Genomic DNA, 26,871 nt, shown 5'->3' with positions numbered 1-26,871 from the left:
TCGATCGGCGGACGCACCCGCGCGACGCGGATACGGTGACGTCATGTCCCCTTCACCGTTGATCGGCCGCGGTGAACTGCTGGACGTCCTGATCCATGCACTCGACGGTTCGGCGACCTTCGTGGTGCTGACCGGCCCGGCAGGTATCGGTGCATCGTCGATTCTGCGTGAAGTGGAACGGACGGTCGGCGGCGAGGGAGTGCGCCCGGTGGTGCGCCGCGCAGGTGCTGTGCCGTGGGAGACGCACCTGCCGTTCGGCCTGGTGACGCAACTCGTCCCGGAAGTGTCGAACGAAGGGACGGACCCGGTCGAGTGGGGACACCGCATCGCCGACGCGTTGTCGACGGACGGTACGACGATCCTGCTGATCGACGACGCGCACGACTGCGATGCGGACTCGCTCCGCGCCTTCGCCTCCGCCGTTCGGCATCACCGAGCCGCGAAACTCATGGTCATCTGTACGCGAAAGCCGTTGCCCGACGGATCGATCGACTCGCACCGGGTTCTCGATCGCGCTGCAGACATGTCCCTGGCCGTACCGGCGCTGGCGAGCTCGGCGATTGCCGAGCTCGCCGCATTGCAGGGGGTCGTCCTGTCACCGTCCGCCGCTGCTCACCTGACGCATCACACCGGTGGACGTCCGCGACACGCCTCGGCGCTACTGGACGAGGTGCCGCGCGAGACCTGGAAGGGTGTTCGCCCCGACCTACCTGCGCCCGCCTTCGTGGAGGCATACGTTCGGACCACACTGGCTCTCTGCACAAACGACGCGCGGGCTCTGGTCTCGGCCGTCACCGTTCTCGAAGACGGCCGGCCGTTGACCACGGTGTGCGAGGTCGCCGGCATCGACGATCCCTGGCCTGCTGTCGATCTCGCAGAACAACTGGCCCTGGTGACCGTTCGACGCAGCTCCGCGGCGACCATCCTCGAAGTTCGCGATCCCATGGTCCGCGCTGCCGTGCTCGCGACGATGAGCAGGGTCGAGCGGGCACAGGTACATCGCGCCGCTGCCGCAGCGGAGACCGACCCGGCCGATCAGCTGGCTCATCTGGTTCACGCGTCGCCGTTGCCCGATCCGCTGGTCTCGGACCGCCTGGACGTACTAGCGGCGTCACGCGCAGGAATCGGCGAATGGGCTGCGGCCGCAAGGCTGTATCTGCTGTCGAGTCGATCGACCGAGGACCCGCATGCGCGCGAGGACCGGCTCGTGCGTGCGGTGGATGCCCTCATCGGTGCCGGGGACATGCGGACTGCCTCCGACTACATCGCCGAGATCGAGAGCTTCCGGGAAACCCCCACTCGCAATGCAGTACTCGGCTATCTGGCTATTCTGCGCGGGCGCCCCAACGAGGCCGACGCTCGGCTCACTCGGGCATGGCAGCTGGTACGGACGCGGCACGACCCTGAGGTCGCAGCCGTGATCTGTCATCGGCAGGTACTGCACAATCTGGCCCGGTGCGACGGTGCCAATCTCGTGATGTGGGCCGATCGCGCAGTCGAACTGGTCGGAGCAGACCACGCGACCGCAGTGGAAGCGCAGTCCATTCGAGGTCTCGGCTTGGCCGGCACGGGCCGTGTAGCAGAAGCATTGACCAGCTACCGAGACCTGTGGGGTCACGCCAGTACCGGGGCCGTCGGACAACGGGTCCAGATGGGTGCAGGCTGGCTGCACTTCGCAACGGACCACATCGACCTCGCGCGCTCGGAACTCGAAGCCGCCGCACCGACCGACTTTCTCGGCGGTTCCACGCGAATCTCGTTGTGGGCCCACGGTTGGCTGGCGCGCACGTATTTCGTCACCGGTGAGTGGGATGCGGCGCTTCGGTTGGTAGGAGCCGGTTCCGACCTCGCCGACCGCTCCGGTGCCGCGTTGATCGTTCCGCTGCTCCAATGGACCGCGACGCAGATACACGCGCTCCGCGGCGACTGGGAGGCCGCAGCCACCAGCGCACACCGAGGCGACTCCGGTGCGCGTGACTACGAGATCATGCGGGTACCAACCGCTCTCGGTCGGGCAGCCATCGCGGAGGCTCGAGCCGACTACGCCGGGGTCCTGCGCGCACTGGCCCCGTTGACCGAACAGTGGGCTCAGGCCGACGTATCCGAACCCGGCTTCTGGGCGTGGCCCGATGTGTACGCCAATGCGCTGATAGTCGAAGGCCGACTCCACGAGGCGGACGAGTTCCTGAGTCCGCACGAGGCGAGAGTGCGCGATCGTGGGCATCGGTCCGCACGCGCACGCCTTGCCTGTGCTCGTGGTCGGTTGCACGGCGCAATGGGCGATCTCGATTCTGCCCGAGCATCATTCGAGGATGCACTCGCTTCGTTGGCACCACTGCCACTGACGTACGACCGCGCCCGGGTCAACTACGCCTACGGACAGACCCTGCGTAGAGCCGGTAAGCGACGCGAGGCCGATGCTGTCGTCAGTGCGGCCCGTGAAGGCTATCTGACGCTGGGGGCCAACACGTACGTACGGCGGTGCGACCGTGAGCTCAAAGCCGGTGGCGTGCATGCAGTTCTGAAGGACAGAGCGCACGATGCACTGACCCCGCAGGAGGACGCCGTCTCGAGCCTGGTTGCTACCGGCATGACCAATCGTGAGGTGGCGGCCGAATTGTTCCTCTCGGTCAAGACGGTTCAGTTTCACCTGACCCGGGTGTACGCGAAAATGGGTGTCCGTTCGCGAGCCGAGCTGGCCGCGGCGCGAACCACCGACGACGGCTCCACAACATGATCGGGACGCGCCGGTTCCCGCAATGCCGAGGTAAGCACTAGGCAAAGCCCTGGTGTGACTCAGCCCACTGTTTGGGACAGTGATTCGACCCGCTCGGCCGTCCGCGCCGATTCGCTCCGCGAAGCGGTACTCCCCTGACCGACAAGGATCCCCGATGACTGCACCGGCCTCCACCGCCACCACCAGTTGGGAAAGTGATCGACACCGCCGCAGCGTGCTGTGGATCGTCGCACTGTCCACGGCCGCAATCGTTTTCGACGGGTACGACCTCGTCGTCTACGGTACCGTGCTGCCGACGCTACTTGCCGATTCTGCTCAGCTGGGTGCGCTGGATCCGGAAACCGCTGGTGCACTGGGTTCCTACGCACTGATCGGGGTCATGGTCGGCGCTCTCACCGCTGGCACCTTCGGTGATCGGATCGGCCGTCGCAGAACGATGCTGACGTGCATCGTCTGGTTCTCGATCGGAATGGGGGCCACCGCCCTCGCACAGAACGTCACGATGTTCGGCGTTCTGCGGTTCCTGACCGGCATCGGGGTCGGCGGCCTCGTCGCCACCGTCGGAGCGATGATTGCCGAATTCGCACCCCCAGGACGGCGAAACCTGTTCAACGCCATCGTCTACAGCGGAATTCCGGCCGGCGGTGTGCTGGCATCCTTGGCCGCGATCACCTTGCAGGATTCCATCGGTTGGCGCGGACTGTTCTGGCTGGGTGCGCTGCCACTGTTCGTACTGCTGCCGCTGGCCCTGCTTCGTATGCCGGAGTCCCCGCGCTGGCTACTCGCGCACGGACGCGTCGCCGACGCACAGAAGATCTGCGAACGGACCGGCATTCCGATGCCCGGGGCGAACCGGTCGTCGCCGGCGATCGCGTCGGATTCGCAGCATTGGCCCGCAAGCCGCTGCTACGACCGACTGCCCTGCTCGGGCTCATGAGTTTCTCCGGGCTGCTGCTGACCTACGGCCTCAACACCTGGTTGCCGCAGATCATGTCCGAGGCCGGCTACAACGCCAAGGGATCACTGTCGTCCTTGTTGGTGCTCAACGGCGGTGCCATCGTCGGTGGTTTGATCGCATCGCGCATCGCAGACCGTACCGGACCCCAACGCGTCATCGCGGTCACGTTCTGCCTCGCCGCGCTGTCATTGGTACTGCTCACGCTGAACTTCCCGATCGGAGTTCTACTCGTCGCCGTGGCAGGTGCCGGCATCGGTGCCATCGGAACCCAGGTGCTGATCTACGGATTCGTCTCCAACTACTACCCCACCACCGCTCGCGCGGCCGGCGTTGCCTGGTGCGCCGGCTTCGGCCGGCTCGGCGGTATCCTCGGACCGTTGCTCGGCGGAATCCTGCTCGGAGCCGGCATCGCGTCGTCCACGGCGTTCTACATCTTTGCCGTCGTAGCACTGCTTGGCGCTCTCGTCACCACCGCTGTTCCCGCGATGCGGGCCCTGCGCCAGTCCGATCCAGTATCCAGCGAACCGATGAAAGTGGCTGAATGACCGGTATTTTCGTGCGTCGCCCGCCGAGTCTGCGTGATCTGCGCGCCGACTTCGGCGGGCAGTACTTCGGCGCAGGAGCCACCGGAGTGCTGTTCAGTGCAACCGGGCCGGTTGCAGTCATCATGGGAGCCGCGGCAGCGGGTTCACTCACCGCCGCGCAGACCGCGTCGTGGGTGTTCGGGGTGTTCGTGCTCAACGGCATCCTCACCGTGCTGGCGAGCTGGGTCTACCGGATGCCACTGAGCTTCTTCTGGACAATTCCGGGCACTGTTCTGGTCGGTCAGTCGTTGGCCACGCTGACCTGGCCGGAAGTTGTCGGGGCCTACCTCGCTACCGGAGTCCTCATCATTGTTCTCGGAGCCACCGGGGTGGTCACGAAACTGATGGCCTTCCTGCCACACAGCGTCGTGATGGCGATGGTCGCCGGCGCGTTTCTGTCGTTCGGAACCGGACTGGTGCAGTCTGTTTCGTCCAACGTGATCGTAGCCGGTGCCATGGTCGTGGCATGGATTGCGTTGACCCGATCCGCTACGTGGTCGAAGCGGATACCGCCGGTGCTCGCGGCATTGCTTGCCGGTCTCGCCGCCCTCGTGGTCACAGGCGGTTTTGCCCGAGTGACCGGGCCTGCGGCCGAGCTAACCCTGATCGGTCTGCCGGAGCTCGTTGCGCCGACGTTCAGTGGTGCGGCACTGGCGCAGTTGGTCATACCGCTCGCCATCACGGTGATCGCGGTGCAGAACGGTCAAGGTGCCGCAGTACTGACTTCTGCGGGCCATCGACCGCCGATGACCGTGTTCACCATCGCATGCGGGGTCGGGTCGCTTCTCGTCGCTCCGCTGGGTGCGGTATCGACGTGTCTCGCCGGTCCCACCAACGCCTTGCTCGTTGCCGTCGGCGAGCGGTCGCGGCAGTACACAGCCGGAATGACCTGCGGCGCAATGGCCGTCGTGGTGGGTCTACTGGCACCACTGCTGGTGCGTGGCGTGGCCGTGGTACCCGCAACGTTCATTGCCGCCCTCGCAGGTCTGGCCATGCTCGAGGCGCTGCGCGGTGCCTTCACTGCCGCGTTCTCGGACTCGACCGGCCGCCCGGTGCTCGCGCCCCTGATCACCTTGCTGGTCACCATCTCGGGCATCGACGTCGGGGGCCTCGGGGCTCCGTTCTGGGGACTGGTCGCCGGTGTCACCGTCACCTACGTGCTGGACCGCCGAACTCGAAGTTGTGGATGAATTATGGGCAGAATCCGTCCATAACTTCGAGTTCTGCAGCGCACTAGGTCAGAAACCGATCGGCAGACCGGCGTAGTTCTCCGCCAGCCCCATGGCACCCGCTTCGCTGGACGCCACCCACTTCAGCTGGGAGAGCTGCAGTTGCGCGTCGAAGGGGTCGTCGCCGGTGTGCAGCATCGTCGTCATCCACCAGGAGAAGTGGGTGCAGCGCCACACGCGTCGAAGTGCGGTGTCGCTGTAGCTGTCGGCCGCTCGGGAATCGTTGCCCTTCAGCTTCTGCGCCAGAGCCGGTGCCAGCATAGCCACGTCAGCGACGGCAAGGTTGAGGCCCTTCGCACCGGTCGGCGGCACGATGTGCGCGGCATCTCCCGCCAGGAAGAGGTTTCCGTGCCGCATCGGGGTCTGCACGTAACTGCGCATCGGCAGCACGCTCTTCTCGGTGATGGGGCCCGGAGTCAGCTCCCACCCGTCCTGACCGTGTCCGAGACGTACCGCCAAGGCATCCCAGATTCTGTCGTCGGACCACGTGTCTATGTCGGTGCCGTTCGGTACCTGCAGGTAGAGCCTACTGACCGTCGACGACCGCATCGAGTGCATCGCGAATCCGTCCTGATGCCAGGCGTAGATCAGTTCGTCGGTCGAGGGTGCGACGTCCGCGAGCACACCGAGCCAGGAGAAGGGGTACGTACGTTCCCAGGTATTACGCACCGAATCGGGCATGGCAGCCCGGCTCGGCCCGAACGAACCGTCGCATCCGGCAATGACATTCGCGTCGATGCGCATCGCATTGCCCGACGCGTCGGTGAAGGTGACGTACGGTGCGTCCGATTCGACGTCGTGCAATGCCGTGTCGGAGACGTCGTAGTAGATCTGCTGGCCGGCCTTATCGCGTGCTGCCACGAGATCCTTGGTGACCTCCGTCTGCCCGTACACCCAGACGGTCCGATCGACCAGTTCACGAAAATCGATGTGGTGCCGCTCTTCCGGCCACTGCAGGTAGATGCCCCGGTGCTCGTGGCCCTCGCGGTGCAGTCGCTCACCGAGTCCGTGTTCGTCGAGCAACTGGACCGTGGAGTGCTCGAGGATTCCGGCTCGAATTCGAGACAGCACGTATTCCTGGGTACGTGACTCGATCAGGATCGAGTCGATTCCCTGCTCGCCGAGCAGGTGGGACAGCAGCAGACCCGCGGGCCCTGCACCGATGATGGCAACCTGTGTACGCATGTGGGGAAGTAGACCGCGGGATCTCGACCCTTACAAGGCCTCCCTTCCACTGAGTGGAAGCGCCGGACTATCGGCCCAGACTTCGTCCGATCCCGCGGGCCGCAACAGCGAGCGCAGCAACCAGTTTCACCCGATCGCGGCCCAGCTTCGGGACCACGATTCCCAGAGCGGCAACCACGCGGTCTTCGCCGGCACGGACGGGCACTGCCACCGAACACGCACCGAGGGTCATCTCCTCGACCGTCTGCGCAAAGCCCTCGCGACGCACTCGGCGCAGTTCGTTCTCGAGTTGACCGGGCTGCGTCACCGTATACGCGGTGATGCGATTGAGCGAGTGCATGACTCGCTCCTGTACATCCCTCGGCGCGTACGCCAGCAACACCTTGCCGACGCCGGTGGCGTGCAGGGGCAGCCGAGCACCGACGCGACTGACTGCCGGAACCGATGCGTGGCCGGCCAACCGGTCGAGATAGAGAACCTCGTCCCCGTCGCGGATGGCCAGGTGCACGGTAGCGAGCGTGGCCCCGTAGATGTCGTGCAGAAACGGTGACGCGATGTCGCGAAGATCGGACTGATCGGGTGCGAGCATGCCCAGTTTCCACAACCGACGACCGACGACGTAGCGACCGTCCTCTGCGCGGACGAGTGCGCCCCATTCCACCAGTTCGCGCACCATTCGATGCGCTGTGGCAATGGGCAGACCGGCACCGCCGGCCAGTTCGGTCAGCGTCAGTGCAGGGGTCGTCTCGTCGAACACACCGAGCAAGGCCAGCAGCCGCACGGCCACCGAGACTCCGGGGTCTCGAGCATTGCCAGCCACCCCATGGACGATAGTGTCCCCACGAGACAGAGAGTGAGACCACGCCGATGACCGACGACGGCACCGCTGCATTCGAGCTGGTACGCCCGCGATTGTTCGGGATTGCCTATCGCATGCTGGGCAGCGCCGCCGAGGCCAGGCACGCGACGACAGCAGAACGGTCGTCGCCGACGATCAGGCTCCGTACTTCGGCGCACTGTTGCACGACCGCGAGCTGGTTCCAGGCGATGGGGCCGAGCTGTCCACTACTACCTTCGCGGCCTGGCTCGAGTCCTGATTCTCGCCGAACTCGACGTTATGGACGAATTCGGACGCACATCCATCCATAACGTCGAGTTCGTCAGGGCTGGCCGCTCACAGCCCAGCGCGCTCGAGGATCTCGTCCCAGTGAATCTCGGCCTCGGCCTCACCCATGCCGGTCGCCGCGATCCGGTCATAGTCGTCTATCAATGAATCGGCGACGCGTTCGTAGCGTTCGATCCATGCCTCCTTGTCGTCACGCCAGTAGCCGACGATGGCCAGTCGCTTCGCGGGTATGCCGACGTCACCGCGCATGTACTTGCGCACAGCTCTGCCTGCCGAGGCTTCCCCACCGAACCAGACGTAGCCGTTGCCCGTCGGTATCTCGTACGCGCGAACTGCAGCGGCCAATTCCGATGGTGCGCGGCCGTTTCCGGCCACTCGCCAGTCCAGGGTGACAGAGGCCGCCGATGGAACGTCCAGTACGTCGTCGTCGTGAGCCACCTCGATGATCGCGTGTGCTCGCAGGCCGGCCGGCAACTGCTCGAGTGCACGGCAGAGAGCCGGTAGACCCGGTAGATCAGCGATGAACAACATCCACTCCGCGTCGGCGGGCGGCTCGTACCACGACCGAGTTCCCCACATCCCCAAGGCCGTACCCGGCTCGGCCGAGCGGGCCCAGTCCGCAGCGACCCCGCCGACATGGTCCACGAAGTCGATCGTGATCCGGTTCCCGTCCCACTGCCTGACGGTGTAGTTGCGGCATTCACGAGCCACGCCGTCATGGTGAGCGAGAACTCCGTTGCGACGGGTCATTTCGGGCGGTGCAGTCTCTCCGTCGGCGGGGAAGTACAGGTGCACTATTTCGTCGGGCGCACCGCTCGACTCGAACCCATTCGCATCGGAACAATCGAACACGACGCGAATCAGCGACGGCGACAATCGAATCGACTCGACCACTCGCGCGGTGAGGTATCCGCCCTCATCACGTCGGCCGGCCATGACGAGGCGTCAGCTCTGCTCGGCCGGCTCGACGAACAACGTTTCGATGTCGTCGAGGATCAGGCCGAGGCCGATGGGATCGGACGAGTTCCACGCGCTTGCCGACACCCAATGCACCCGATCCTGTTGCACAGCAGGCAGTGTCGACCACAGTGGTGCGCTGCTGATCGCGTCTCGTTCGGCCGTTGCCCCCTCGTCCGTGTAGACGAACACGGTGTCGGCGGACGCCAGAATGTTCAGTGTTTCGTCCGTGATGTCGATGCGGAACACACTCGGATCCTGCTGACCCTCCGGCTGCGCCATTCCCAACCCACGGAAGGCGATGCTCTCTCCGGTTCCGACCCGAATCGAATACTCGCCTCGCTCACTCAGACGCACGGCCGAGACGGGCTTGTCGGCGAGTCCTGCATCGGCGACGCGCTGTTTCAACGCGGCCATTCGATCGCCCAGGCCCTGGATCGAATCCGATGCCTTCGCCTGCTTCCCCAACGCCTCTCCCACGGCGGTAACGCCGTTGGACACATCCTCGAGCGATACCCCGTCGTTGTACGCGAACCCGAAGGTCGGTACTCCACTGGCCTCGAGCTTGTCGTAGATCTCCTTGTTCCAGGCCTTCTCGCCTTCGCCGTCGTAGCCGGCGACCACGACGATCAGATCCGGATCCTGAGCCAGGATTGCTTCGACGTTCGGATCGAATCCACCACCTTCGCCGGCAATATTCTCGATATCGGCGGCGCGCTGGTCGACGTGGGCGGGTAGGGCCAGCGGATTGAACGACGCCGCGACCGGCTTCGCGTCGAGCGAGAGCATCAGCGCCAGAGATATCGGGTCGGCGGCGACAACTCGTGTCGGCTCGGCGGGAACCTCGACCTGACCGAAGTAGTCCTGCACCGTTCTGGTGCCCGCAGCCTCGGCCGGATCCGACGGTTCCGTGGTGGCGCTCGAGCAACCGACCAGGGCGACCAAGGCCAAGGACAGTGCGCCGGTGAGCGCGTACCGGCGACGGCGCGCGGAGCCGACCCCTCTCAGGGGACCAGTCGAGCGGTTGTCGAACGAAGAAAAACCAGGCATGACTGGGCAGCCTAGCCTAACTACAGTTGTACTAGTCCAGTTCGTCCCCCACGCTGGGGACGTCACTCATCGGCGGCAGCGGCCGCGAGCACAGATCCTGGGCGTCGCCGTCGGACACACCCAGCGCGAGCAGCACCGTGTACGCCATCCGGTCCACGGTCTCGGCGTCGTCGCGGTCGGGTTGCTCGAGCAGAAGCTGCCCGAGCCCGAGTAGCGCCCCGGCGACCAAAGCGAGGGACAGCTGGATGTCGTCGACTCGGAAATATCCGGCGCCGATGCCGGCCATGATGTCCCTGGCAGCGCGCGGACCGAGACCGTGCTGCGACGTGATCAGCTCGGGACCGGAGTGGATGAGCACTCGACTCAGTTCCGGCTGCAGCCGAAAGAGTCGGCCGGAAATACGGAAGGATCGGGTGAACGCCTCGGAGGGATCGGCGGCGGCGTCGGTCAACGAGTCCAGGTAGCTGCCCAACAGTTCCAGAGCCCCGTCGACCGCCGACTGGAACAGCTGCTCGCGGCTGGCGAAGTGGTTGTAGAACGAGCCCATTCCCACGTCGGCTGCCTGGGTGATCTCCGCGATCGGAGCGTTCAACTCCCCGCGAGCGATGAAGCCCTGCGCCGCCGAGATCAGCGCGCCACGAGTGCGTGCCTTTCGTCGCTCCAGGCGATTCTGGGTCTCCACCATGTTGCCCACCTCTGTCTACGCCGGCCTGTCCGCTGACCCTTCCTCATCGCTGACGAACTTGTCAACACCCTTGACTGATTCAGCAGTCATAGGTGACGATAGTGTCAACAACGAGGGAGGGCTGATGGGACACGACGTCGACGGCCACAAGAACATGCACGTGGATCAGGGCGCGCTACCAGGCGAACACCCCGGGAAAGCCACCGACCCGATCATCAAGGTGCGCGACATCGCCTGGCTCGAGTTCCGCAAGCCCGATCTGGCCAAAGCCGAGGCATTCGCCGTGGCGTTCGGGTTCACCGTCTCGCTGCGCACGCCCGAGGAAATCCACCTGCGCGGCACTCACGTCGGCTCACCATGCGTCATCATCCGGCGCGGTAAGCGAACGCGCTTCGTCGGTGCAGCGTTTGCCGCCGCCGAGGACGCCGACGTCGTCCGTCTCGCCGAGGCCACCGGGCAGCGCGTCCACCGACTACCCGACACCCTCGGCGGCATCGCTGTCACACTGACCGATCCGGGCGGCCAGCCCGTTCAGGTCGTCTCCGGATACACCGAACACCCGGAGCTTCCGGGCCAGGACGCACACACCTACAACTTCGACGATCCCCGCAACCGAGTGAACGCAACTCAACGGCCACCGCATCAGCCCGCTCGAGTCCAACGACTCGGACACGTGGTGCTGCAGCGGGTGGACTACCTGGAAAACCTGAACTGGTACCTGCATCACCTGGGGTTGATCGTCAGCGATTTCTTGTACTACGACGGCCAACGCGACCGCGGACCGGTGATGAGCTTCATCCGCTGCGATCGCGGCAGCATCCCGTCCGATCATCACACGCTGGCCATGACTCTCGGCCCGTCCAATCGGTACGTGCACTCCGCTTACCAGGTGACCGACATCGACGCCATCGCCGCCGGAGGCGAATTCCTCACTGCCCGTGGGTACAAGCATTCCTGGGGCATCGGCAGACACATCCAGGGCAGCCAGATCTTCGACTACTGGCGTGATCCCGACGGTTTCCTGGTGGAGCATTTCAGCGACGGCGACATGTTCGACAACTCCCTCGAACCCGGCTGGGCACCCATGACGGCGTCGGGCCTCGCGCAGTGGGGTCCGCCCGCGTCCAAGGACTTTCTCGGAATTGCGCCGAGCAAAGCCTCTCTGCACGAACTCAAATCAATCCTCTCCTCGCTACGCAACGACAACGAATTCGACACCGACCGCCTTCGCGGCCTGATGAAAGTGGCATCCTCATGAGCATCGCTGTACTCCGCACCGCCGACGCCTGGTGGGTCGAGACCCCGAACGGCGCGTCCCGCATCGAGACGTCGGCCACCACCACCGCCGAGCTCCTCGCCGATCGCGCAGCTGTGGATGCAGCGAGGACCGGTACCGATGTCGTTGCGGTGGAGACACTCTCGCTCGTCTCGCCGGTCACCGCACCGTGCCGCGTCGTCGCGAACATGACCAATTTCGTGTCGCACGTGAAGGATTCGGGCATGAACCCCGAGACGGTGCCACTGACGTTCTTCCGAAAGACGTCGGGTTCGATCAGTGGCCCCACCGACGACATCGTCAAGCCGCCGCACGTGAAACTCCTCGACTACGAGATCGAGATCGGTCTGGTGTTCGGCAAGACCCTTACCGTCGGCACCAAGATCGACGCCACCAATGTCGCCGAGTACGTTGCCGGACTCGTCATCACCAACGACGTCTCGGCGCGCGATGTCCAGTTGCCCAAAACTCAGTTCTACGAGGGCAAGTCGTACCCCACGTTCACACCGGTAGGGCCGCGCCTGGTGCTTCTAGAGCCGGGAGAGTTCGACCGGTTCGGTGACCTCGCGCTGACATTGCGCGTCAACGGCACGGTGCGACAGGACAGCACAGTCGCAGACATGATCTACCGGCCGGTCGAATCACTGAAGGCGCTGAGCAAGTTTCAGCGGTTGGATGCAGGCGATCTGCTGCTGACCGGCACGCCCGGCGGCACTGCGCTGAAGGCACCGGCCAAGCCGATCGAAATGATCGGAGCTCTGATTCCACCGGCGCTCAAGTGGAAGGTGTTCTTCAAGAAGCAGGCCAAGAATCCCGACTTCCTCCAGGACGGCGACGTACTGGAGCTGACCTGCTCGACTCCCGACGGTGCCCTCGACCTGGGAGTACAGCGCACCCGGGTCTCCTACCGATGACCGAACGCGGGTCCGACGGCACACACCATCGGGTGGTCATAGTCGGATCCGGCCCGACGGGCATGACGGCCGCTCTGCTCCTGGCGCGATACGGCATCGACTGCCTGGTCCTCGATCGCTGGGCGGACTTATACCCGCAGCCTCGCGCAGTGCATCTCGACGACGAGGTGTACCGAATTCTCGACGACATCGGTGTGGCCGAGGATTTCGCCGACATCTCCCGTCCCGGGCGCGGGCTGCGACTGTGCACCAAGGACCTGCGCACGCTGGCCAAGTTCGAGCGCGATCCCGACGACAAACCACACGGCTATCCCCAGGCGAACATGTTCGACCAGCCGGACCTCGAGCGCCTCATGCGCACACACATCGCCCGATACGACACCATCGAGATGCGCGGCGGATGCGAGATCGTCGATGTGCAGAACCTGAAAGATGCTGTCCGAGTGCGGTACGACTCGACCGAGGACGGAACCCCGCACTGGGTGACTGCAGACTACGTACTGGGTTGCGACGGTGCCAACAGCATCGTGCGACGGTCCATCGGGTCGAAGATGGAGGATCTCGGTTTCGCACAGCGGTGGCTGGTCATCGACATCGCCACCGACGCAGACCTCGATCAGTGGGACGGCGTCCACCAGGTGTGCGACTCCGAACGATCCGCCACGTACATGCGGATCGGATCTACCCGCTACCGCTGGGAGTTTCGAATGCTCGACGGCGAGACCCTCGGCGAGTTCGAGGATCTCGAGGCCGTCCGGCCTTTGATAGCACCGTGGTTGAGCTCTGCAGGTGATCCCGCCCTGGAATTGATTCGTAGTGCCGAGTACACCTTTCGCGCACAGGCCGCCGGTCGATGGCGCGACCGACGTGTGTTCGTCCTCGGCGACGCCGCGCACTTGACTCCACCGTTCATCGGACAGGGAATGGGCGCGGGCCTGCGCGATGCGCGCAACCTCGTCTGGAAGATCGTCGGGGCACTGGACGGGCACATCTCCGATTCTGCGCTGGACAGCTACGAGGTCGAACGAAAGACCCATGCCCAAGCCATGATTCGGATGGCCGTGGCCATGGGCTGGGCGATGACCGGCGGCAGTCGACTCACCGGCATCATGCGCACCAACGTCGCACCGGCTTTGGGCCGTCTCCCGCTGGTCGGATCGAAGGTGTCCGACAGCACCACTCCCCCGCTCACACGATCCGATTTCGTCCAGCGACCCATCGGTCAGGCCGGTTCGGTCGTCGGCGCATTGTGCCCGAACAGTGTTCTGGACAACGGAACTCGACTCGACTCTGTGGGACAGGGACAGTTCCTGTTCGTCTCGACCACCCCAGTGACCGTCGAACAGCGCCGCGAGGTCGACCGCCGCGGTGCCGTCGTGGTCGAGGTCGCAGCCTCCTCCGAACTCGGGCGTTGGCTGCGGCGCGGTCGCGCGGTGGCGGCCATCGTGCGTCCGGACCGCACCGTCATGGCGTCGGGTAGATCGGTACCGGCCTTGCACACCCGGGTACCGAGCACGACGCTCCGCCGTGCCAACCGACCGAGACCTACGGCCCCGACCACAGCACCGAAGGCCAGAAACACTGCAGCGAGGAGGCGTAGATGAAGACCGCAATCGTCACTGGAGCGACGTCCGGAATCGGTGAGGCCATCGCCGAGGTCCTGATTGCCCGCGGCTTCCGCGTCATCGGGACGAGTCGCAACAGCTCGGCCGTGGCCGACCCCATTCCGGGCGTCGACTATCGCGATCTGGATCTGACCGACCCGGCCTCCATCCGGACGTTCGTCGATGGACTGGCCGACGTCGAGGTCGATGTACTGATCAACAATGCCGGCGAAAGCCAGTGCGGACCGATCGAAGAACTCCCCATCGATGCGATCGCCCGGCTGTTCCAGCTCAACGTCTTCGGCGCGATCGAGCTGACCCAGGCCGTAATACCGGCAATGCGTGAGCGCGGACGCGGCAGGATCATCAACATCGGGTCGATGCTTGCCAGCTTCCCCTTGGCCTGCCGCTCGTCCTATGCCGCGACGAAGGCTGCGATCAAGGGGTTCGCCACCGCAGCGCGGTACGAGCTCGAACCGTACGGAATCGACATCACCACAGTCGAACCCGGCTCGATCGCCACCGGACTATCGGCGCGTCGCACGAAATACTACGGACCGCATTCGCCGTATCTACGCGATTTCACCACGGTGATCGCTCGGCTCGACGCCAAAGAAGCACAAGGCATCTCGGCCGAGACGGTTGCGAAGACCGTACTGAGGGCCGTCGAGGACGAGAAGACCCTCCCGATCTACGCCGTCGGTAGCAACGCACCGGCAGTGTTCCTCGCCCAACGCTTGCTGCCGCGCACCGTGCTCGAGAAATTTACCGCCCGGGCGTACGGACTGCCCAGCAAGCGGCCGGTGACTTAACGGAACAGGTTCGCAACGAATGGGATCGTGTCGGCCTGTGATTGGACGAGCGCACCGCTGTGGTCGGCGTCGTACGGCCGGAAGGTCACGGGCTGACCGTTCATGGCGAGCCTGGCAACATAAGCGGCGGTGGTGGGGAACGGAACGTCGGTGTCCCGCAGCCCGTTACCCATGAAGAACGGCTTGTCGAAGCCACTCTCCGGCATAGCCATGTAGTCGTCGAGCACGGCTGTGAAATTCGGCAGGCTCGTCAACGGCGCGGTGAAGAATTCGCCGATCTTCACCCCGTCGAGTTGCTCCTCGAGGTCGGCGACACACGCTGTCTCGGCCAGAGCCGCGTACTTCTGCCCGGTGGGAGTGAGGATGCTGTCCAGGCCCAACTCCGGATGCGAATAGCGAAGAGCAGCACCGATGTACGCAACGTACGCCGTCAGACCGGCCGGCAGTGCGACCGGCGGCATACCCGGCCCACCGATCGAGACGAGCTTCTCGATGTACGCCGGGGTTCCGGTTCCGACTGCGCCCCGATAGTCCAGGTCCGGTCCACCGAATTCGGTGGCGTAGCGCGCAGTGTGGATCGCCGCACCGCCGCCCTGCGATTGACCGACCGCCACCCACTTGCGCGAGAGTTCTACGCTGTGGTTTCGGCCGGCCTTGACCATGTCCACAACGTTGTGCGCCGTGGTCCGCCCGTCCAGATATGCCTGTAAGCCGGGAGTACCGAGGCCCGCGTAATCACTGGCCACGATGGCGTATCCCTGCGCGAGCCAGTTGCCGAGGTACGGCAGATCCCGCTCGGCCAACGCCGGTCCCGCGACAGACGGTGCGCACGAGTCGCCGAGTCCGGAGGTTCCGTGGGCCCACGAGATCACCGGCCAACCGCCCTCGGGCGCAGTGCCCTGCGGGAGGAAGACGGTGCCGGTGCTGAGCGCTTTCTGCCCGAATGTGTCAGTAGTGACGTAGGTGAGTACCTCGGCCGAGGACGCACCGGGAATCCAGAACTCCTGCGCGAGAGCTCGAGTGGAGACGACGTCGCCGATGTTCTGCGTGATCACCGGAGCAGCCGAGGCAGAGGTGGCCAGCAGGCCGGAAGCCATGCTCGACGCCAGCGCGGTAACGACTAGAAGGGCACCGATCCGACGACGAGCAATCACTGGGTCTCCGTTGCATTCGAGTGTGTGGGTGCACCGCGGTCGTCGATGCGCGCCACCTTGTAATACACGACCGCACCGATCCAGACAACGAAGAACGTGCCGACGACGAGTTGGCCGGCGAGGCCCAGATCGATGATGGCCAGTGCGTCCCACAATCCACCGGTCAGCTCGAACTGCTCGGCGAGCAGCGTCAGCAATTGCACCGTGCCGATCACCAGGGCCACGAAGACCGAGAGACCCGTCATCGTCATGTTGTAGTAGATCTTGCGGACTGGAGTGACGAACGCCCAGCCGTATGCCTTGGACATGAAGATGCCGTCGATCGTGTCCATCGTGGTCATACCCGCGGCGAACAGGACCGGCAGCGCGATGATCGCCATCGGGGGGAGTCCACCGGCGATAGCGGTGGTGCCGGCGATCGCGAGTAGACCCACCTGAGTGGCGGTATCGAAACCGAGACCGAACAGCAGGCCGAGTGGATACATCTGCCACGAGTGGTTGATCATCTTGTCGTAGCGACCCCGGAACAGTCGATTCATCAGGCCGCGCTTGGCCAGCAGCTCGTCGAGCCCGTCCTCGGTCAATTCTCCGCGTTTCGCACGCCGCCAGACTCCGACGATGCCGGCCAGGACCGCGATGTTCAGCGCAGCGATGAGGTACAGGAAAGTGCCCGACACCAATGTCCCGATGATGCCGCCGACCCCCGAGAACGCGTCCTGGAACGCCGTCGCCTGCGAGGCGACGAAGGCAATCGCGGCGACGAACACGAATACGACGGTCGAGTGCCCGAGCGAGAAGAACAGCCCAACGGCCAACGGCCGCTTGCCCTTTTGGAGCAGAAAACGGGTGGTGTCGTCGATCGCGGCAATGTGGTCGGCGTCGAACGCGTGCCGCAGACCGAGCGTGTAGGCCAGGACGCCCGCTCCGGCGTAGACGAGAGTGCCGTCGGCTCCGATGAGCCCGTGAATACTGGGAATGGAGTCGTAATGGGTGAACAAACCCCAGCCGATCACATGGAGAGCGGCAATGAAGCCGACCATCGCCAGCAGCCGCGGAACCTCGTCGCGAGTGAATCGACTCTGCCGTCTGCCGAGCTCGACACGCGATAGTTGGGTCGTCATGTCGAACATTGTCGCCGATGACGACGATTTACTCTCCCTGTGTGCGAGCCCCGATCAACACACGCTCGGACTCGTGTTCCACCGACCGGTAGGCCAGGAGAGCGAGTACCCCGCCGACCGCGAGCAACGGAAGCAACGGAACCACACCCGTTGTGAGCGAATCCGTGATGTCGGAGACCGCGCCGACGAGAAGCGGACCGATTGCCCCGCCTACAGTCGCGGCGACCTGCAACATCCCGAAGCCGAGTCCTCGATCGCGCGCCGGAACGACATCGGCGACGCACGCCGTCAGAGTCGGGAGTGCGAACGCAGAGAAGAAGGCGAACACAGTGAGGAGAACGATGAACGCCGCCGCGCTGTTCATCCCGAGGGCAACAGAGATGAACACGCTACCCAGCAATATTCCGCTGCCGCCCAACATGACTCGCCATTGTGCAAGACTGGTGCCGATCAACGCTCTTCGGGTTGCGATCGCAGCAACGAGGGTTCCGACCACGATTCCCAGGAGGGTCATTCCGCCGCCCGCAGTCGCAGCAGCGGACTCGGACAATCCGTATCTGCGCTGCAGCAAGCTCGGTAGCCAAAATGTCAGGCCGCCGATCGACAGACTCATGACCGTCAGTGCGGCCCCGGTGAACCACAGCGTGCGGATGGGTGCCAGTCGTCGAAGCTGCGAGGTCAGCGTTCCGGAGGGGACATCGCCGAGGTCGGTGATCTCGCCGTGAGCCGCAAGCCTGTCCGCATAACCACGTTCGGGTTCGCGTAGTCGAGAGACGAGCACGGCAACGACCAATCCCGGAATCGCCATGACCATGAAGGCACCGCGCCAGCCCAACCAGTCCGCCAGCACGCCGCCCAGGACGATGCCGGCGCCGCCGAGGTAGGCCGAGGTGCGCCACCAACCGAATGCCGTCGATCGCGTCGCAGGTGGGTAGAAATCGGCCAGAAGGCTCGCGCTGGCCGGATTGTCGACGGCCTCCGCCGCTGCCAGTGCGATGCGCACGAGATAGAAGATGACGAAGGTCGGAGCGAGCGCTGAACCCAGAGTTGCCAGCGACCACACGACGACAACCCAGGTCACAATTCTTCCGCGGTCGTGGCGGTCGGCCAAGTACGCCGCCGGTATCGCCAGGACGCCCGCGGCCACGGCCGACGCGCTGGGAAGTGAGCCGGCCACCGCGTCACCGAAGCCCCACTCGTCTTGCAGCTGCGGCAGCACAGCTGCAACGAGGCTGAATTCGATACGGTCGACGAAGGCGACGAGGACCAAGACGATCGCCGGTCCCCAACCGAACGGAAGCGCGGAGGCACCGGCACCGGTTCGCAGCGTCCCGATCTTTCGCCACCGGGGCGCGCGAACCACCGATGTCGGATCGAAGCCGATCGCCATGCCCGAACCCCCGATTCAGCGTCCACCCGGCCGCACCCACGCCGACCGTACTCATCGATCCGCCGGCTCATCGCGAAAACCTCAACATCGGTTGATATCTCTGAGCTTTTCGAAAAACGTGCTGACACGTCACAACGCGAAACCGCAACTGGGCCCAGCAATCAGACGGCACGATGAGAATGCCCGAATCGACAGAGATCTCGCACGGGGAGGTCGGAAACGGGTAGTGCCATGTCTTTTTCGAGGCTCCGAGTCTCGATGTGCGTGCTTGCCGGCGCTGGCGGCTTCGCAATCGTGCTCGCAGTACTTCTGCCCACGCTCGTGTACGACCGGCTGGCGGTGACACCGCTCGACATCGCCGCCACGACGGTCGCAACCACTGCAGAAGACGCAGGTGCCGAGGTCCTCGACGCACAAACCATTGCAGGATCAGGACCTTTGTCGATCGACACGAACGTGCCACTGACACTCCAGCGCTTCATCACCGTCGAGGATCCATCCGACGCCGACCGCGTCACCTTTCAGGTCGGAGCGACGGTTCGACGCGCCGATCGCGCCGGAGATGCCGGGCTGTTGACCGCCTCGGTCGACCGCGTGACCAGCGACCGGCGCACCGGACTACCCGTCGAGCCCGCGGGCTCACTACAAACTACAGTGGACTCACCAGCTGTTCCACTGCTGCGCAACGGATTACAGCACCGCTTTCCATTCGATACCCAGCCGATCACCTACACGGTCTACGACGCGACGGCATGGACGAGCTTCGAGGCGAATTTCGTCGAAGAGACCAGAATGGAGGGGCTGCCGATCTATCACTTCCGGTCGGTCGTGAGCGAGGTCGACCTGTCGACCACGACGCAGTCGCCGATCAATTCGGTGACGCTACCGGCATCGAAATGGGGAGTGGGCGACGGAGACGAACCCATCACGATGAAGCGGTGGTACTCCAATGTTCGAGACATCTATGTGGAGCCCACGAGCGGCAGCCTGGTGTGGGGCGAGGAAACGCCGTATCAGTATTTCGCACGCGATTCCGCCGTCCCGGAAATCACCATCTTCAAGGCCGCACTCGCCCTCGACGAGGTCGGCAGACTCGAACAGGTGGCATCGGCGCGAGATGCGGCCGACAAGCTTGCGTGGCTGACGTCTCGCGGCCCCGCAGTGGGCTATGCGGTGGGTGGCTGCTGTTTCATCGCCGCAATTGCCGTCGCGGTGATCGGAAGCCGACGGTCACGCCGCGCTGCATCCGGGATGTCCACCTCACCGCGTAGGTGACCTCAGCGCCCACTATTGGTGTCCGCAGGCGGGATCGCGATCCTCGCTTCGAATTGTGGGCGCTGAGGTCAGTGCTTTCACGGCGTTCAATGCCATCGCTCGCAGTACCGGTCGAGCGTTTCGCGACGGACTGCGCCCAGCGCTGTAGGGCGTGGAGTTGATCAGTCCGAAGACCGCGTGTGCGGTGGTTCGGGCATCGGATTCGTTCAAGTCCGGGTCGACGGCGCACAGCACCTCGACCCACAACTCCACGTACTCGCGCTGCATTCGGCGGACCTTGCGCCGCGCGCCCTCGGGCAAGCTCTGTAGGTCACGATCCTGAATTCTGATGAATGCCGGTGTCTCGAAAGCGAAATCGAGGTGGAAGTCGACCAGGGCACAGACCGTATCGGCGTTCATTTCTGCGCGACCGACCACCTCGCGGCCGCCGTCGAGCAAGTACTCCGAGATTCCGACCATCAGCTCGACGAGCACCGCCTCCTTGTTCGGGAAGTGGCGATAGACGGCCGGTCCGCTGATGCCGACGGCCGCACCCAGATCCTCGAGCCGCACGGAGGTGAACCCACGGTCGGCGAACAGCGATGCCGCGGCGTCGAGCAATTGTTGTCGCCGCTCGGCTTTACGTTGCTCGCGCACTGTCGTCGGCTTCGTCTCCAACTGCCACACCCCCTCGACTCTGGACACTCGGTTAATCGTAGTTTACTATTCTGTCAGTTATCAACCATTAACTGAACTCCTGCGACACCGACGTCCGACACCTAAGGCGTGCACCTCATGGCGATCGATACCGCTGCCAACCGCGCAGATCATCAGCTCCTCACGCAGCAGCTCGCCGACAAGCTCGCCGCCGCAGCCCTCGGCGGCAGCGAAAAATCTCGCGAACGGCACATCGCCCGCGGCAAGCTGCTCCCCCGCGATCGAGTGGACGAGCTCCTGGACCCCGGTAGCCCCTTACTCGAAATTGCCCCACTGGCCGCGAACGGTCTCTACGACGACGAATGCCCCGGTGCCGGTGTCATCGCCGGCATCGGCCGCGTCTCCGGACGCGAGTGCGTGATCATCGCCAACGACGCCACCGTCAAAGGCGGCACCTACTACCCGATGACGGTCAAGAAGCATCTGCGCGCGCAGGAAATCGCCCTGCAGAACAACTTGCCGTGCATCTATCTCGTCGACTCGGGCGGCGCGTTTCTCCCGCGTCAGGACGAGGTGTTCCCCGACCGCGACCACTTCGGACGCATCTTCTTCAATCAGGCCACCATGAGCGCCAGAGGAATTGCGCAGATCGCTGCCGTCATGGGCTCCTGCACCGCGGGCGGTGCCTACGTGCCGGCGATGAGCGATGAGGCGATCATCGTCAAGAATCAGGGCACCATCTTTCTCGGCGGCCCACCGTTGGTGAAGGCCGCGACCGGCGAGGTCGTCACGGCCGAAGAACTCGGCGGTGGTGATCTGCACTCGAAGGTCTCCGGCGTCACCGACCATCTCGCCGACGACGATCGCGACGCACTACGACGCGTCCGCCGCATCGTCTCCACACTCGGCCCTCGAACCCCACGGCCGTGGGACGTCATCACCGCACGTGCACCCATCGCCGATCAGAGCCAAATTTACGACGTCGTCCCCACGGATCCTCGCACCCCGTACGACGTGCGTGACGTGATCACCCGAGTGGTCGACGCGGGTGAATTCGATGAGTTCAAGGCCGAATACGGCAAGACACTGGTCACCGGATTCGCGCACCTCCACGGGCATCCCGTCGGAATCATCGCCAACAACGGCGTCCTGTTTGCCGAATCCGCCATGAAGGGCGCACATTTCATCGAATTGTGCGACAAGCGCAGCATCCCGCTCGTCTTCCTGCAGAACATCACCGGCTTCATGGTCGGCCGCGACTACGAGGCCGGCGGCATCGCCAAACACGGCGCAAAAATGGTCACAGCGGTCGCGTGCGCCCGTGTCCCGAAAATCACCGTCGTCATCGGCGGCTCGTACGGTGCCGGAAACTACTCCATGTGCGGCAGAGCGTATTCACCGCGCTTTCTGTTCATGTGGCCCAACGCGCGCATCTCGGTGATGGGCGGTGAGCAGGCGGCGTCTGTCCTTGCCACGGTCCGAGGTGACCAGTTGGACGCGTCGGGCAAACCGTGGTCGGACGAAGACCAGGAGACGTTCAAAGCTCCCATCCGTGACCAGTACGAAAGCCAGGGCAATCCCTATTACTCGACGGCCCGCCTGTGGGACGACGGCATCATCGACCCGGCCGACACCAGGCAGGTTCTCGGACTGGCACTGTCGGCGTGCGCCAATGCGCCGCTCGAGCCGGTCTCCTACGGCGTTTTCAGGATGTGAGAGGAATGACCACGATGATCGACACCATTCTGATCGCCAACCGCTGTGAGATCGCCGTCCGAGTGACACGCACGTTGCGCCGCATGGGGATTCGCACCGTTGCCGTCTACAGTGACGCCGATGCCGACGCCCGCCACGTCCACGAAGCAGATACCGCCGTACGTCTCGGCCCCGCCAACGCTCGCGAGAGCTACCTCGACATCTCCAAGGTGATCGCCGCCGCAAAAGCCACCGGCGCACAGGCGATTCACCCCGGGTACGGCTTCCTGTCCGAGAACTCGGACTTCGCCACCGCCTGTGCCGGCGCAGGAATCGCGTTCCTCGGGCCGCCGGCCAAGGCCATCGAAGTGATGGGCGACAAGATCGCCGCCAAGGCCGCCGTCAGCGCATTCGGCGTCCCCGTCGTACCCGGCATCTCGCGACCCGGTCTGTCCGACGACGACCTCATCGCCGGCGCTCCCGGCGTCGGCTTCCCGGTTCTGGTCAAGCCCTCGGCAGGCGGCGGCGGAAAGGGAATGCGCCTGGTCGAGCGCGCCGAGGACCTCCCCGCGGCATTGACCAGTGCACGCCGCGAGGCAGCGTCGTCCTTCGGCGACGACACGTTGTTCCTCGAGCGATTCGTGTTGCGGCCTCGGCACATCGAGGTTCAGATCCTCGCCGACGGGCACGGCAACGTCATCCACCTCGGCGAACGCGAATGCAGTCTGCAGCGACGCCATCAGAAGGTCATCGAGGAAGCGCCGTCACCGCTGCTCGACGCGCAGACCCGGGCGCGCATCGGCGAGGCCGCCTGCAACACTGCCCGCAGCGTCGACTACTCCGGGGCCGGCACAGTCGAATTCATCGTCTCGGCCGACAGCCCGAACGAGTTCTTCTTCATGGAGATGAACACCCGGCTACAGGTCGAGCACCCGGTGACCGAGATGGTGACCGGACTGGACCTCGTCGAATGGCAGGTCCGCGTCGCTGCCGGTGAAGCACTCACACTGAGCCAGGACGACATCGAGCTGACCGGACACGCCATCGAGGCCCGCGTCTACGCCGAGGATCCCGGGCGCGGATTCCTTCCCACCGGCGGCACTGTCGTCGGGCTACGTGAGCCCACCGGCAACGGTATTCGCGTCGACTCCGGACTGGCCGTCGGAACCGAGGTCGGGAGCAACTACGACCCCATGCTCTCGAAAGTCATCGCCTACGGCCCCGATCGCGCAACCGCCTTACGCAGCCTGGACCGCGCACTGGCCGACACCGCAGTACTCGGAGTCGTCACCAACATCGAATTCGCACGATTCCTACTCGCCGACAACGATGTTCGCGCCGGCAACCTCGATACAGGGCTGCTCGACCGCCGGGTGGAGGATTTCCTCGCCGCCGACGCAACCGACGAGGCGCTGATCGCCGCGGCAGCCATCGCCTGGCTCGATGTATGGCAATCGGCGGGCCAGGACATCTGGGGTACGCCATCGGGATGGAGGGTGGGCGCGCACGCACCCTTCCAGCTCCGACTCGCGTCCGGTGCCCGAACCGCGCACGTGTCCATCACCGGGAGCCTCGGCGCAGCCCACGTCGTCGTCGACGACGGAGAACCGCGCACACTGCGCGCCTCTGCCACCGGGGATTTTATCGACCTCGTTCTCGACGATCGACGCGAATCGATGACGGTGGCTCGACACGAATCATCGACCTGGGTGTCCAGCTCGCGCGGCACCTGGCGAATCGATCGCATTGCCGAGCCCAGTGTTCGCGAGGACGAGGCGCACTCCGGAGACGCCGAGATTCTTTCGCCGATGCCAGGTTCCATCATCGCGGTCGGAACCACGACCGGGTCGTCCGTCACTGCAGGCTCGGCCATCGTGGTGGTCGAGGCGATGAAGATGGAACACACCTTGACCACACCCATCGACGGCACCGTCGAACTCACAGTCGCAGTAGGGGATCAGGTCCGCGTGGACCAGGTCCTCGCCCGAATCGTTCCCGCCCACACCGAAGAGGACAAGTCATGACCGATCATCTGTCGTCGTCGAATCTGCCCGACGAGTACCAGCAACTGGTGAAGTCCGTTGCCGATTTCACCCGGACGGTCGTGGCACGGGTCTCGGCGAAACACGATGCCGAGCACTCGTTTCCGTACGAGGTTGTCGCGGGGATGGCCGAGATGGGTTTGTTCGGTCTGCCCTTCCCCGAGGAGTACGGCGGTATGGGCGGCGACTACTTCGCGCTGTGCCTGGCCCTCGAAGAACTCGGCAAGGTCGATCAGAGCGTCGCAATGACACTCGAGGCCGGCGTCTCGCTCGGAGCCATGCCGGTGTATCGCTTCGGCAACGAGGAGCAGAAGCAGCAGTGGCTGCCCAAGCTCACCGCCGGCAAGGCACTGGCTGCCTTCGGTTTGACCGAACCCGGTGCCGGTAGCGACGCGGGCGGCACCAAGACCACCGCCAAGCGCGACGGCAACGACTGGATCATCAACGGCAGCAAGCAGTTCATCACCAACTCCGGCACCGACATCACCGAACTGGTGACCGTCACCGCAGTGACCGGCGTGGACGAGGCGACCGGCCGCAAGCAGATCTCCTCGATCCTGGTGCCCACCGACACCCCCGGCTTCGTCGCCGAACCGGCCTACAACAAGGTCGGCTGGAACGCCTCCGACACGCACCCGCTCAGCTTCACCGATGTGCGGGTGCCGCAGGAGAATCTGCTTGGGCAGGAGGGCCGCGGGTACGCGAACTTCCTGCACATCCTCGACGAGGGCCGAATCGCGATCGCAGCGGTATCGGTCGGCGCGGCCCAGGGCTGCGTCGACGAGAGCGTCAAGTACGCCAAGGAACGCGAAGCGTTCGGTGCCCCGATCGCCCGCAACCAAGCGATCTCGTTCAAGATCGCTCGGATGGAAGCCCGCGCCCATACCGCACGGACGGCCTATTACGACGCGGCAGCACTGATGTTGGCGGACAAGCCGTTCAAGAAGGCGGCGTCCATCGCCAAGCTCGTCGCCTCGGAGGCTGCGATGGACAACGCCCGCGACGCGACGCAGATTCACGGTGGCTACGGGTTCATGAACGAGTACGTCGTTGCCCGGCACTACCGCGACAGCAAGATCCTCGAAATCGGCGAAGGCACCACCGAAGTGCAGCTGATGCTGATCGCACGGAGCCTGGGACTATGACGGACAAACGCATTCGTCAGCGCGGCCTGTGGTTCGAGGAAATGGAGCTCGGGACCGTGTACGAACACCGGCCCGGTCGGACCATCACCGAGGCCGACAACACGCTCTTCACCACGCAGACGATGAACACCCAGGCCCTGCACCTCGACGCGGCTTACAGTGAGACAACAGCTTTCGGGCAGCGTCTGGTGAACTCGATGTTCACGGTGTCTACCCTCGTCGGGTTGTCGGTGACGCAGCTGACCCAGGGCACCATCGTGGCCAACCTGGGCTTCTCCGAGGTATCTTTTCCCAAGCCGCTGTTTCACGGTGACACTCTGTACGCCGAGACGGTGATATCGGACAAGCGTGAATCCAAGTCTCGCCCCGGCGAAGGCATCGTGACATTCACGCATACGGGCCGCAATCAGCACGGTGACGTCGTTGCGATCGCTGTCCGCAAGACGCTGGTTCGGATGCACCCTTCGGAGGACCCGTCGTGAGTTGGGTCCCGCCGGGACCGGCGTGGCTGTTCTGCCCGGCCGATCGGCCCGAGCGCTACGAGAAGGCAGCCGCCCGAGCCGATATCGTCATTCTCGACCTCGAAGATGCTGTCGGTGCAGCGGACAAGGCCGGAGCCCGCAAGTCCGTGGTGGCGACTCCGCTCGACCCGTCGCGCACCATCGTTCGAGTCAATGCGCACGGTACCGAAGACCAAGCCGCCGACCTCGAGGCCTTGAAGCAGACCGACTACACGACGGTCATGCTGCCCAAGTGCAAATCCGCCTCTCAGATAACATCTCTCGCACCACTGAACGTCGTCGCCCTGATCGAATCACCGCTCGGCGCGATGACGGTGTTCGACGCTCTCGCGGCCGACAACGCAGTCGGTGCCATGTGGGGTGCCGAGGATCTGGTTGCTGCCATGGGTGGCAACTCGAGTCGACTGAGCGACGGCCGCTACCGCGATGTTGCGCAACATGTTCGATCACAGACCTTGTTGGCCGCCAAGGCACGCGGGGTGTTCGCGCTGGATTCGGTGTACCTCGACATCCCCGATCTCGACGGGGTTCAGGCGGAAGCAGACGACGCGGTGGCCGTCGGCTTCGACGGCAAGGTGGCCATCCACCCCAGCCACATCCCCGTCATCCGCCAGGCCTACGCGCCTTCCGACGCAGACGTCGAATGGGCCACGGCCGTGCTCGAGGCTGTTGCACACAACCGCGGGGTCTTCGCCTTCCGCGGTCAGATGGTGGATGCCCCGGTGCTGGCCCATGCTCGACGCATCGTCGCCCGTAGGCCGTCGTAGACCTCTGG

General features: G+C 64.6%; 21 protein-coding genes and 1 pseudogene. 13 read left to right on the top strand and 9 right to left on the bottom strand.

The window, feature by feature from the left end; translation table 11 throughout:
- Positions 1-43 precede the first annotated feature (43 nt).
- The 3 genes and pseudogenes from ACIGGF_RS18560 to ACIGGF_RS18550 all read left to right on the top strand — a co-directional run bounded on the left by ACIGGF_RS18560 (position 44) and on the right by ACIGGF_RS18550 (position 5,469).
- Positions 44-2,737 (top strand): LuxR C-terminal-related transcriptional regulator, encoded by a 2,694-nt coding sequence (locus ACIGGF_RS18560; protein ID WP_397522630.1) that lies wholly within the window; start codon positions 44-46, stop codon positions 2,735-2,737.
- 154 nt (positions 2,738-2,891) lie between these two features.
- Positions 2,892-4,240 (top strand): annotated as a pseudogene (locus ACIGGF_RS18555) (MFS transporter).
- On the top strand, positions 4,237-5,469 hold the full coding sequence (locus ACIGGF_RS18550) for a benzoate/H(+) symporter BenE family transporter (protein WP_397522629.1): 1,233 nt from the start codon (positions 4,237-4,239) through the stop codon (positions 5,467-5,469). The pseudogene ACIGGF_RS18555 and the gene ACIGGF_RS18550 overlap by 4 nt, the downstream one beginning before the upstream one ends.
- A 48-nt stretch (positions 5,470-5,517) precedes the next feature.
- Here ACIGGF_RS18550 and ACIGGF_RS18545 read toward each other — a convergent pair whose 3' ends face one another.
- The 5 genes from ACIGGF_RS18545 to ACIGGF_RS18525 form a co-directional block, all read right to left on the bottom strand.
- Complete coding sequence (locus ACIGGF_RS18545) at positions 5,518-6,693, bottom strand: 4-hydroxybenzoate 3-monooxygenase (protein WP_222095436.1); 1,176 nt, start codon at positions 6,691-6,693, stop codon at positions 5,518-5,520.
- A gap of 67 nt (positions 6,694-6,760) precedes the next feature.
- Positions 6,761-7,513 carry an IclR family transcriptional regulator gene (locus ACIGGF_RS18540; RefSeq protein ID WP_397522628.1) on the bottom strand — a complete coding sequence of 251 codons (753 nt, stop codon included), beginning with the start codon at positions 7,511-7,513 and terminating at the stop codon, positions 6,761-6,763.
- 354 nt (positions 7,514-7,867) lie between these two features.
- Entirely contained in the window at positions 7,868-8,755 is an 888-nt protein-coding gene (locus tag ACIGGF_RS18535; RefSeq protein WP_397522627.1) for a siderophore-interacting protein, read from the bottom strand.
- A 9-nt stretch (positions 8,756-8,764) separates the two neighbouring features.
- On the bottom strand, positions 8,765-9,826 hold the full coding sequence (locus tag ACIGGF_RS18530; protein ID WP_397522626.1) for an ABC transporter substrate-binding protein: 1,062 nt from the start codon (positions 9,824-9,826) through the stop codon (positions 8,765-8,767).
- 31 nt (positions 9,827-9,857) lie between these two features.
- Positions 9,858-10,511, bottom strand: coding sequence for a TetR/AcrR family transcriptional regulator (locus tag ACIGGF_RS18525; RefSeq protein ID WP_397522625.1), 654 nt, complete (start codon positions 10,509-10,511; stop codon positions 9,858-9,860).
- Between the two features lie 124 nt (positions 10,512-10,635).
- On the opposite strand from ACIGGF_RS18525, the gene ACIGGF_RS18520 reads away from it, so the two are divergent.
- The 4 genes from ACIGGF_RS18520 to ACIGGF_RS18505 are packed head-to-tail and all read left to right on the top strand — an operon-like array spanning position 10,636 to position 15,117.
- Complete coding sequence (locus tag ACIGGF_RS18520; RefSeq protein ID WP_397522624.1) at positions 10,636-11,769, top strand: VOC family protein; 1,134 nt, start codon at positions 10,636-10,638, stop codon at positions 11,767-11,769.
- On the top strand, positions 11,766-12,701 hold the full coding sequence (locus ACIGGF_RS18515) for a fumarylacetoacetate hydrolase family protein (protein WP_397522623.1): 936 nt from the start codon (positions 11,766-11,768) through the stop codon (positions 12,699-12,701). Before ACIGGF_RS18520 ends, ACIGGF_RS18515 begins: the two co-directional genes overlap by 4 nt.
- A complete protein-coding gene (locus tag ACIGGF_RS18510; RefSeq protein WP_397522622.1) occupies positions 12,698-14,305 on the top strand; it encodes a bifunctional 3-(3-hydroxy-phenyl)propionate/3-hydroxycinnamic acid hydroxylase in 1,608 nt (535 codons plus the stop codon). The genes ACIGGF_RS18515 and ACIGGF_RS18510 overlap by 4 nt, the downstream gene beginning before the upstream one ends.
- Positions 14,302-15,117 carry an SDR family oxidoreductase gene (locus tag ACIGGF_RS18505; RefSeq protein ID WP_397522621.1) on the top strand — a complete coding sequence of 272 codons (816 nt, stop codon included), beginning with the start codon at positions 14,302-14,304 and terminating at the stop codon, positions 15,115-15,117. Before ACIGGF_RS18510 ends, ACIGGF_RS18505 begins: the two co-directional genes overlap by 4 nt.
- Here the strand turns inward: ACIGGF_RS18505 and ACIGGF_RS18500 are convergent.
- The 3 genes from ACIGGF_RS18500 to ACIGGF_RS18490 are packed head-to-tail and all read right to left on the bottom strand — an operon-like array spanning position 15,114 to position 18,782.
- Positions 15,114-16,214 carry a lipase family protein gene (locus ACIGGF_RS18500; protein WP_397522620.1) on the bottom strand — a complete coding sequence of 367 codons (1,101 nt, stop codon included), beginning with the start codon at positions 16,212-16,214 and terminating at the stop codon, positions 15,114-15,116. The genes ACIGGF_RS18505 and ACIGGF_RS18500 overlap by 4 nt on opposite strands.
- A gap of 53 nt (positions 16,215-16,267) precedes the next feature.
- Complete coding sequence (locus ACIGGF_RS18495; protein WP_397522619.1) at positions 16,268-17,392, bottom strand: HoxN/HupN/NixA family nickel/cobalt transporter; 1,125 nt, start codon at positions 17,390-17,392, stop codon at positions 16,268-16,270.
- Positions 17,393-17,420: 28 nt separating this feature from the next.
- Entirely contained in the window at positions 17,421-18,782 is a 1,362-nt protein-coding gene (locus ACIGGF_RS18490) for an MFS transporter (protein ID WP_397522618.1), read from the bottom strand.
- Positions 18,783-19,046: 264 nt separating this feature from the next.
- Here ACIGGF_RS18490 and ACIGGF_RS18485 point away from each other — a divergent pair, with 264 nt between their 5' ends.
- On the top strand, positions 19,047-20,057 hold the full coding sequence (locus tag ACIGGF_RS18485; RefSeq protein ID WP_397522617.1) for a DUF3068 domain-containing protein: 1,011 nt from the start codon (positions 19,047-19,049) through the stop codon (positions 20,055-20,057).
- Between the two features lie 12 nt (positions 20,058-20,069).
- Here the strand turns inward: ACIGGF_RS18485 and ACIGGF_RS18480 are convergent, their stop codons facing one another.
- Positions 20,070-20,741, bottom strand: coding sequence for a TetR/AcrR family transcriptional regulator (locus ACIGGF_RS18480; RefSeq protein WP_397522616.1), 672 nt, complete (start codon positions 20,739-20,741; stop codon positions 20,070-20,072).
- Positions 20,742-20,831: 90 nt separating this feature from the next.
- Here ACIGGF_RS18480 and ACIGGF_RS18475 point away from each other — a divergent pair, with 90 nt between their 5' ends.
- From ACIGGF_RS18475 to ACIGGF_RS18455, 5 genes are read left to right on the top strand one after another with little or no spacing between them, the layout of a single operon-like run.
- The gene (locus ACIGGF_RS18475; protein ID WP_397522615.1) at positions 20,832-22,409 is read left to right on the top strand and encodes a carboxyl transferase domain-containing protein; all 1,578 of its coding nucleotides are present in this window, start codon (positions 20,832-20,834) and stop codon (positions 22,407-22,409) included.
- 5 nt (positions 22,410-22,414) lie between these two features.
- On the top strand, positions 22,415-24,412 hold the full coding sequence (locus ACIGGF_RS18470) for an acetyl/propionyl/methylcrotonyl-CoA carboxylase subunit alpha (RefSeq protein WP_397522614.1): 1,998 nt from the start codon (positions 22,415-22,417) through the stop codon (positions 24,410-24,412).
- Positions 24,409-25,575: an acyl-CoA dehydrogenase family protein gene (locus ACIGGF_RS18465; RefSeq protein ID WP_397522613.1), complete on the top strand. Its 1,167-nt coding sequence runs from the start codon at positions 24,409-24,411 to the stop codon at positions 25,573-25,575. Before ACIGGF_RS18470 ends, ACIGGF_RS18465 begins: the two co-directional genes overlap by 4 nt.
- The gene (locus ACIGGF_RS18460; RefSeq protein WP_397522612.1) at positions 25,572-26,057 is read left to right on the top strand and encodes a MaoC family dehydratase; all 486 of its coding nucleotides are present in this window, start codon (positions 25,572-25,574) and stop codon (positions 26,055-26,057) included. Before ACIGGF_RS18465 ends, ACIGGF_RS18460 begins: the two co-directional genes overlap by 4 nt.
- The gene (locus tag ACIGGF_RS18455; RefSeq protein WP_397522611.1) at positions 26,054-26,863 is read left to right on the top strand and encodes an HpcH/HpaI aldolase/citrate lyase family protein; all 810 of its coding nucleotides are present in this window, start codon (positions 26,054-26,056) and stop codon (positions 26,861-26,863) included. The genes ACIGGF_RS18460 and ACIGGF_RS18455 overlap by 4 nt, the downstream gene beginning before the upstream one ends.
- Positions 26,864-26,871: the final 8 nt, after the last annotated feature.

Source organism: Rhodococcus sp. NPDC078407, assembly GCF_044542515.1.
In the GTDB taxonomy this organism is placed as follows: domain Bacteria; phylum Actinomycetota; class Actinomycetes; order Mycobacteriales; family Mycobacteriaceae; genus Rhodococcoides.
The sequence above is the reverse complement of the archived record's forward strand: the minus strand, read 5'-3'. Positions and strand labels throughout refer to the sequence as shown.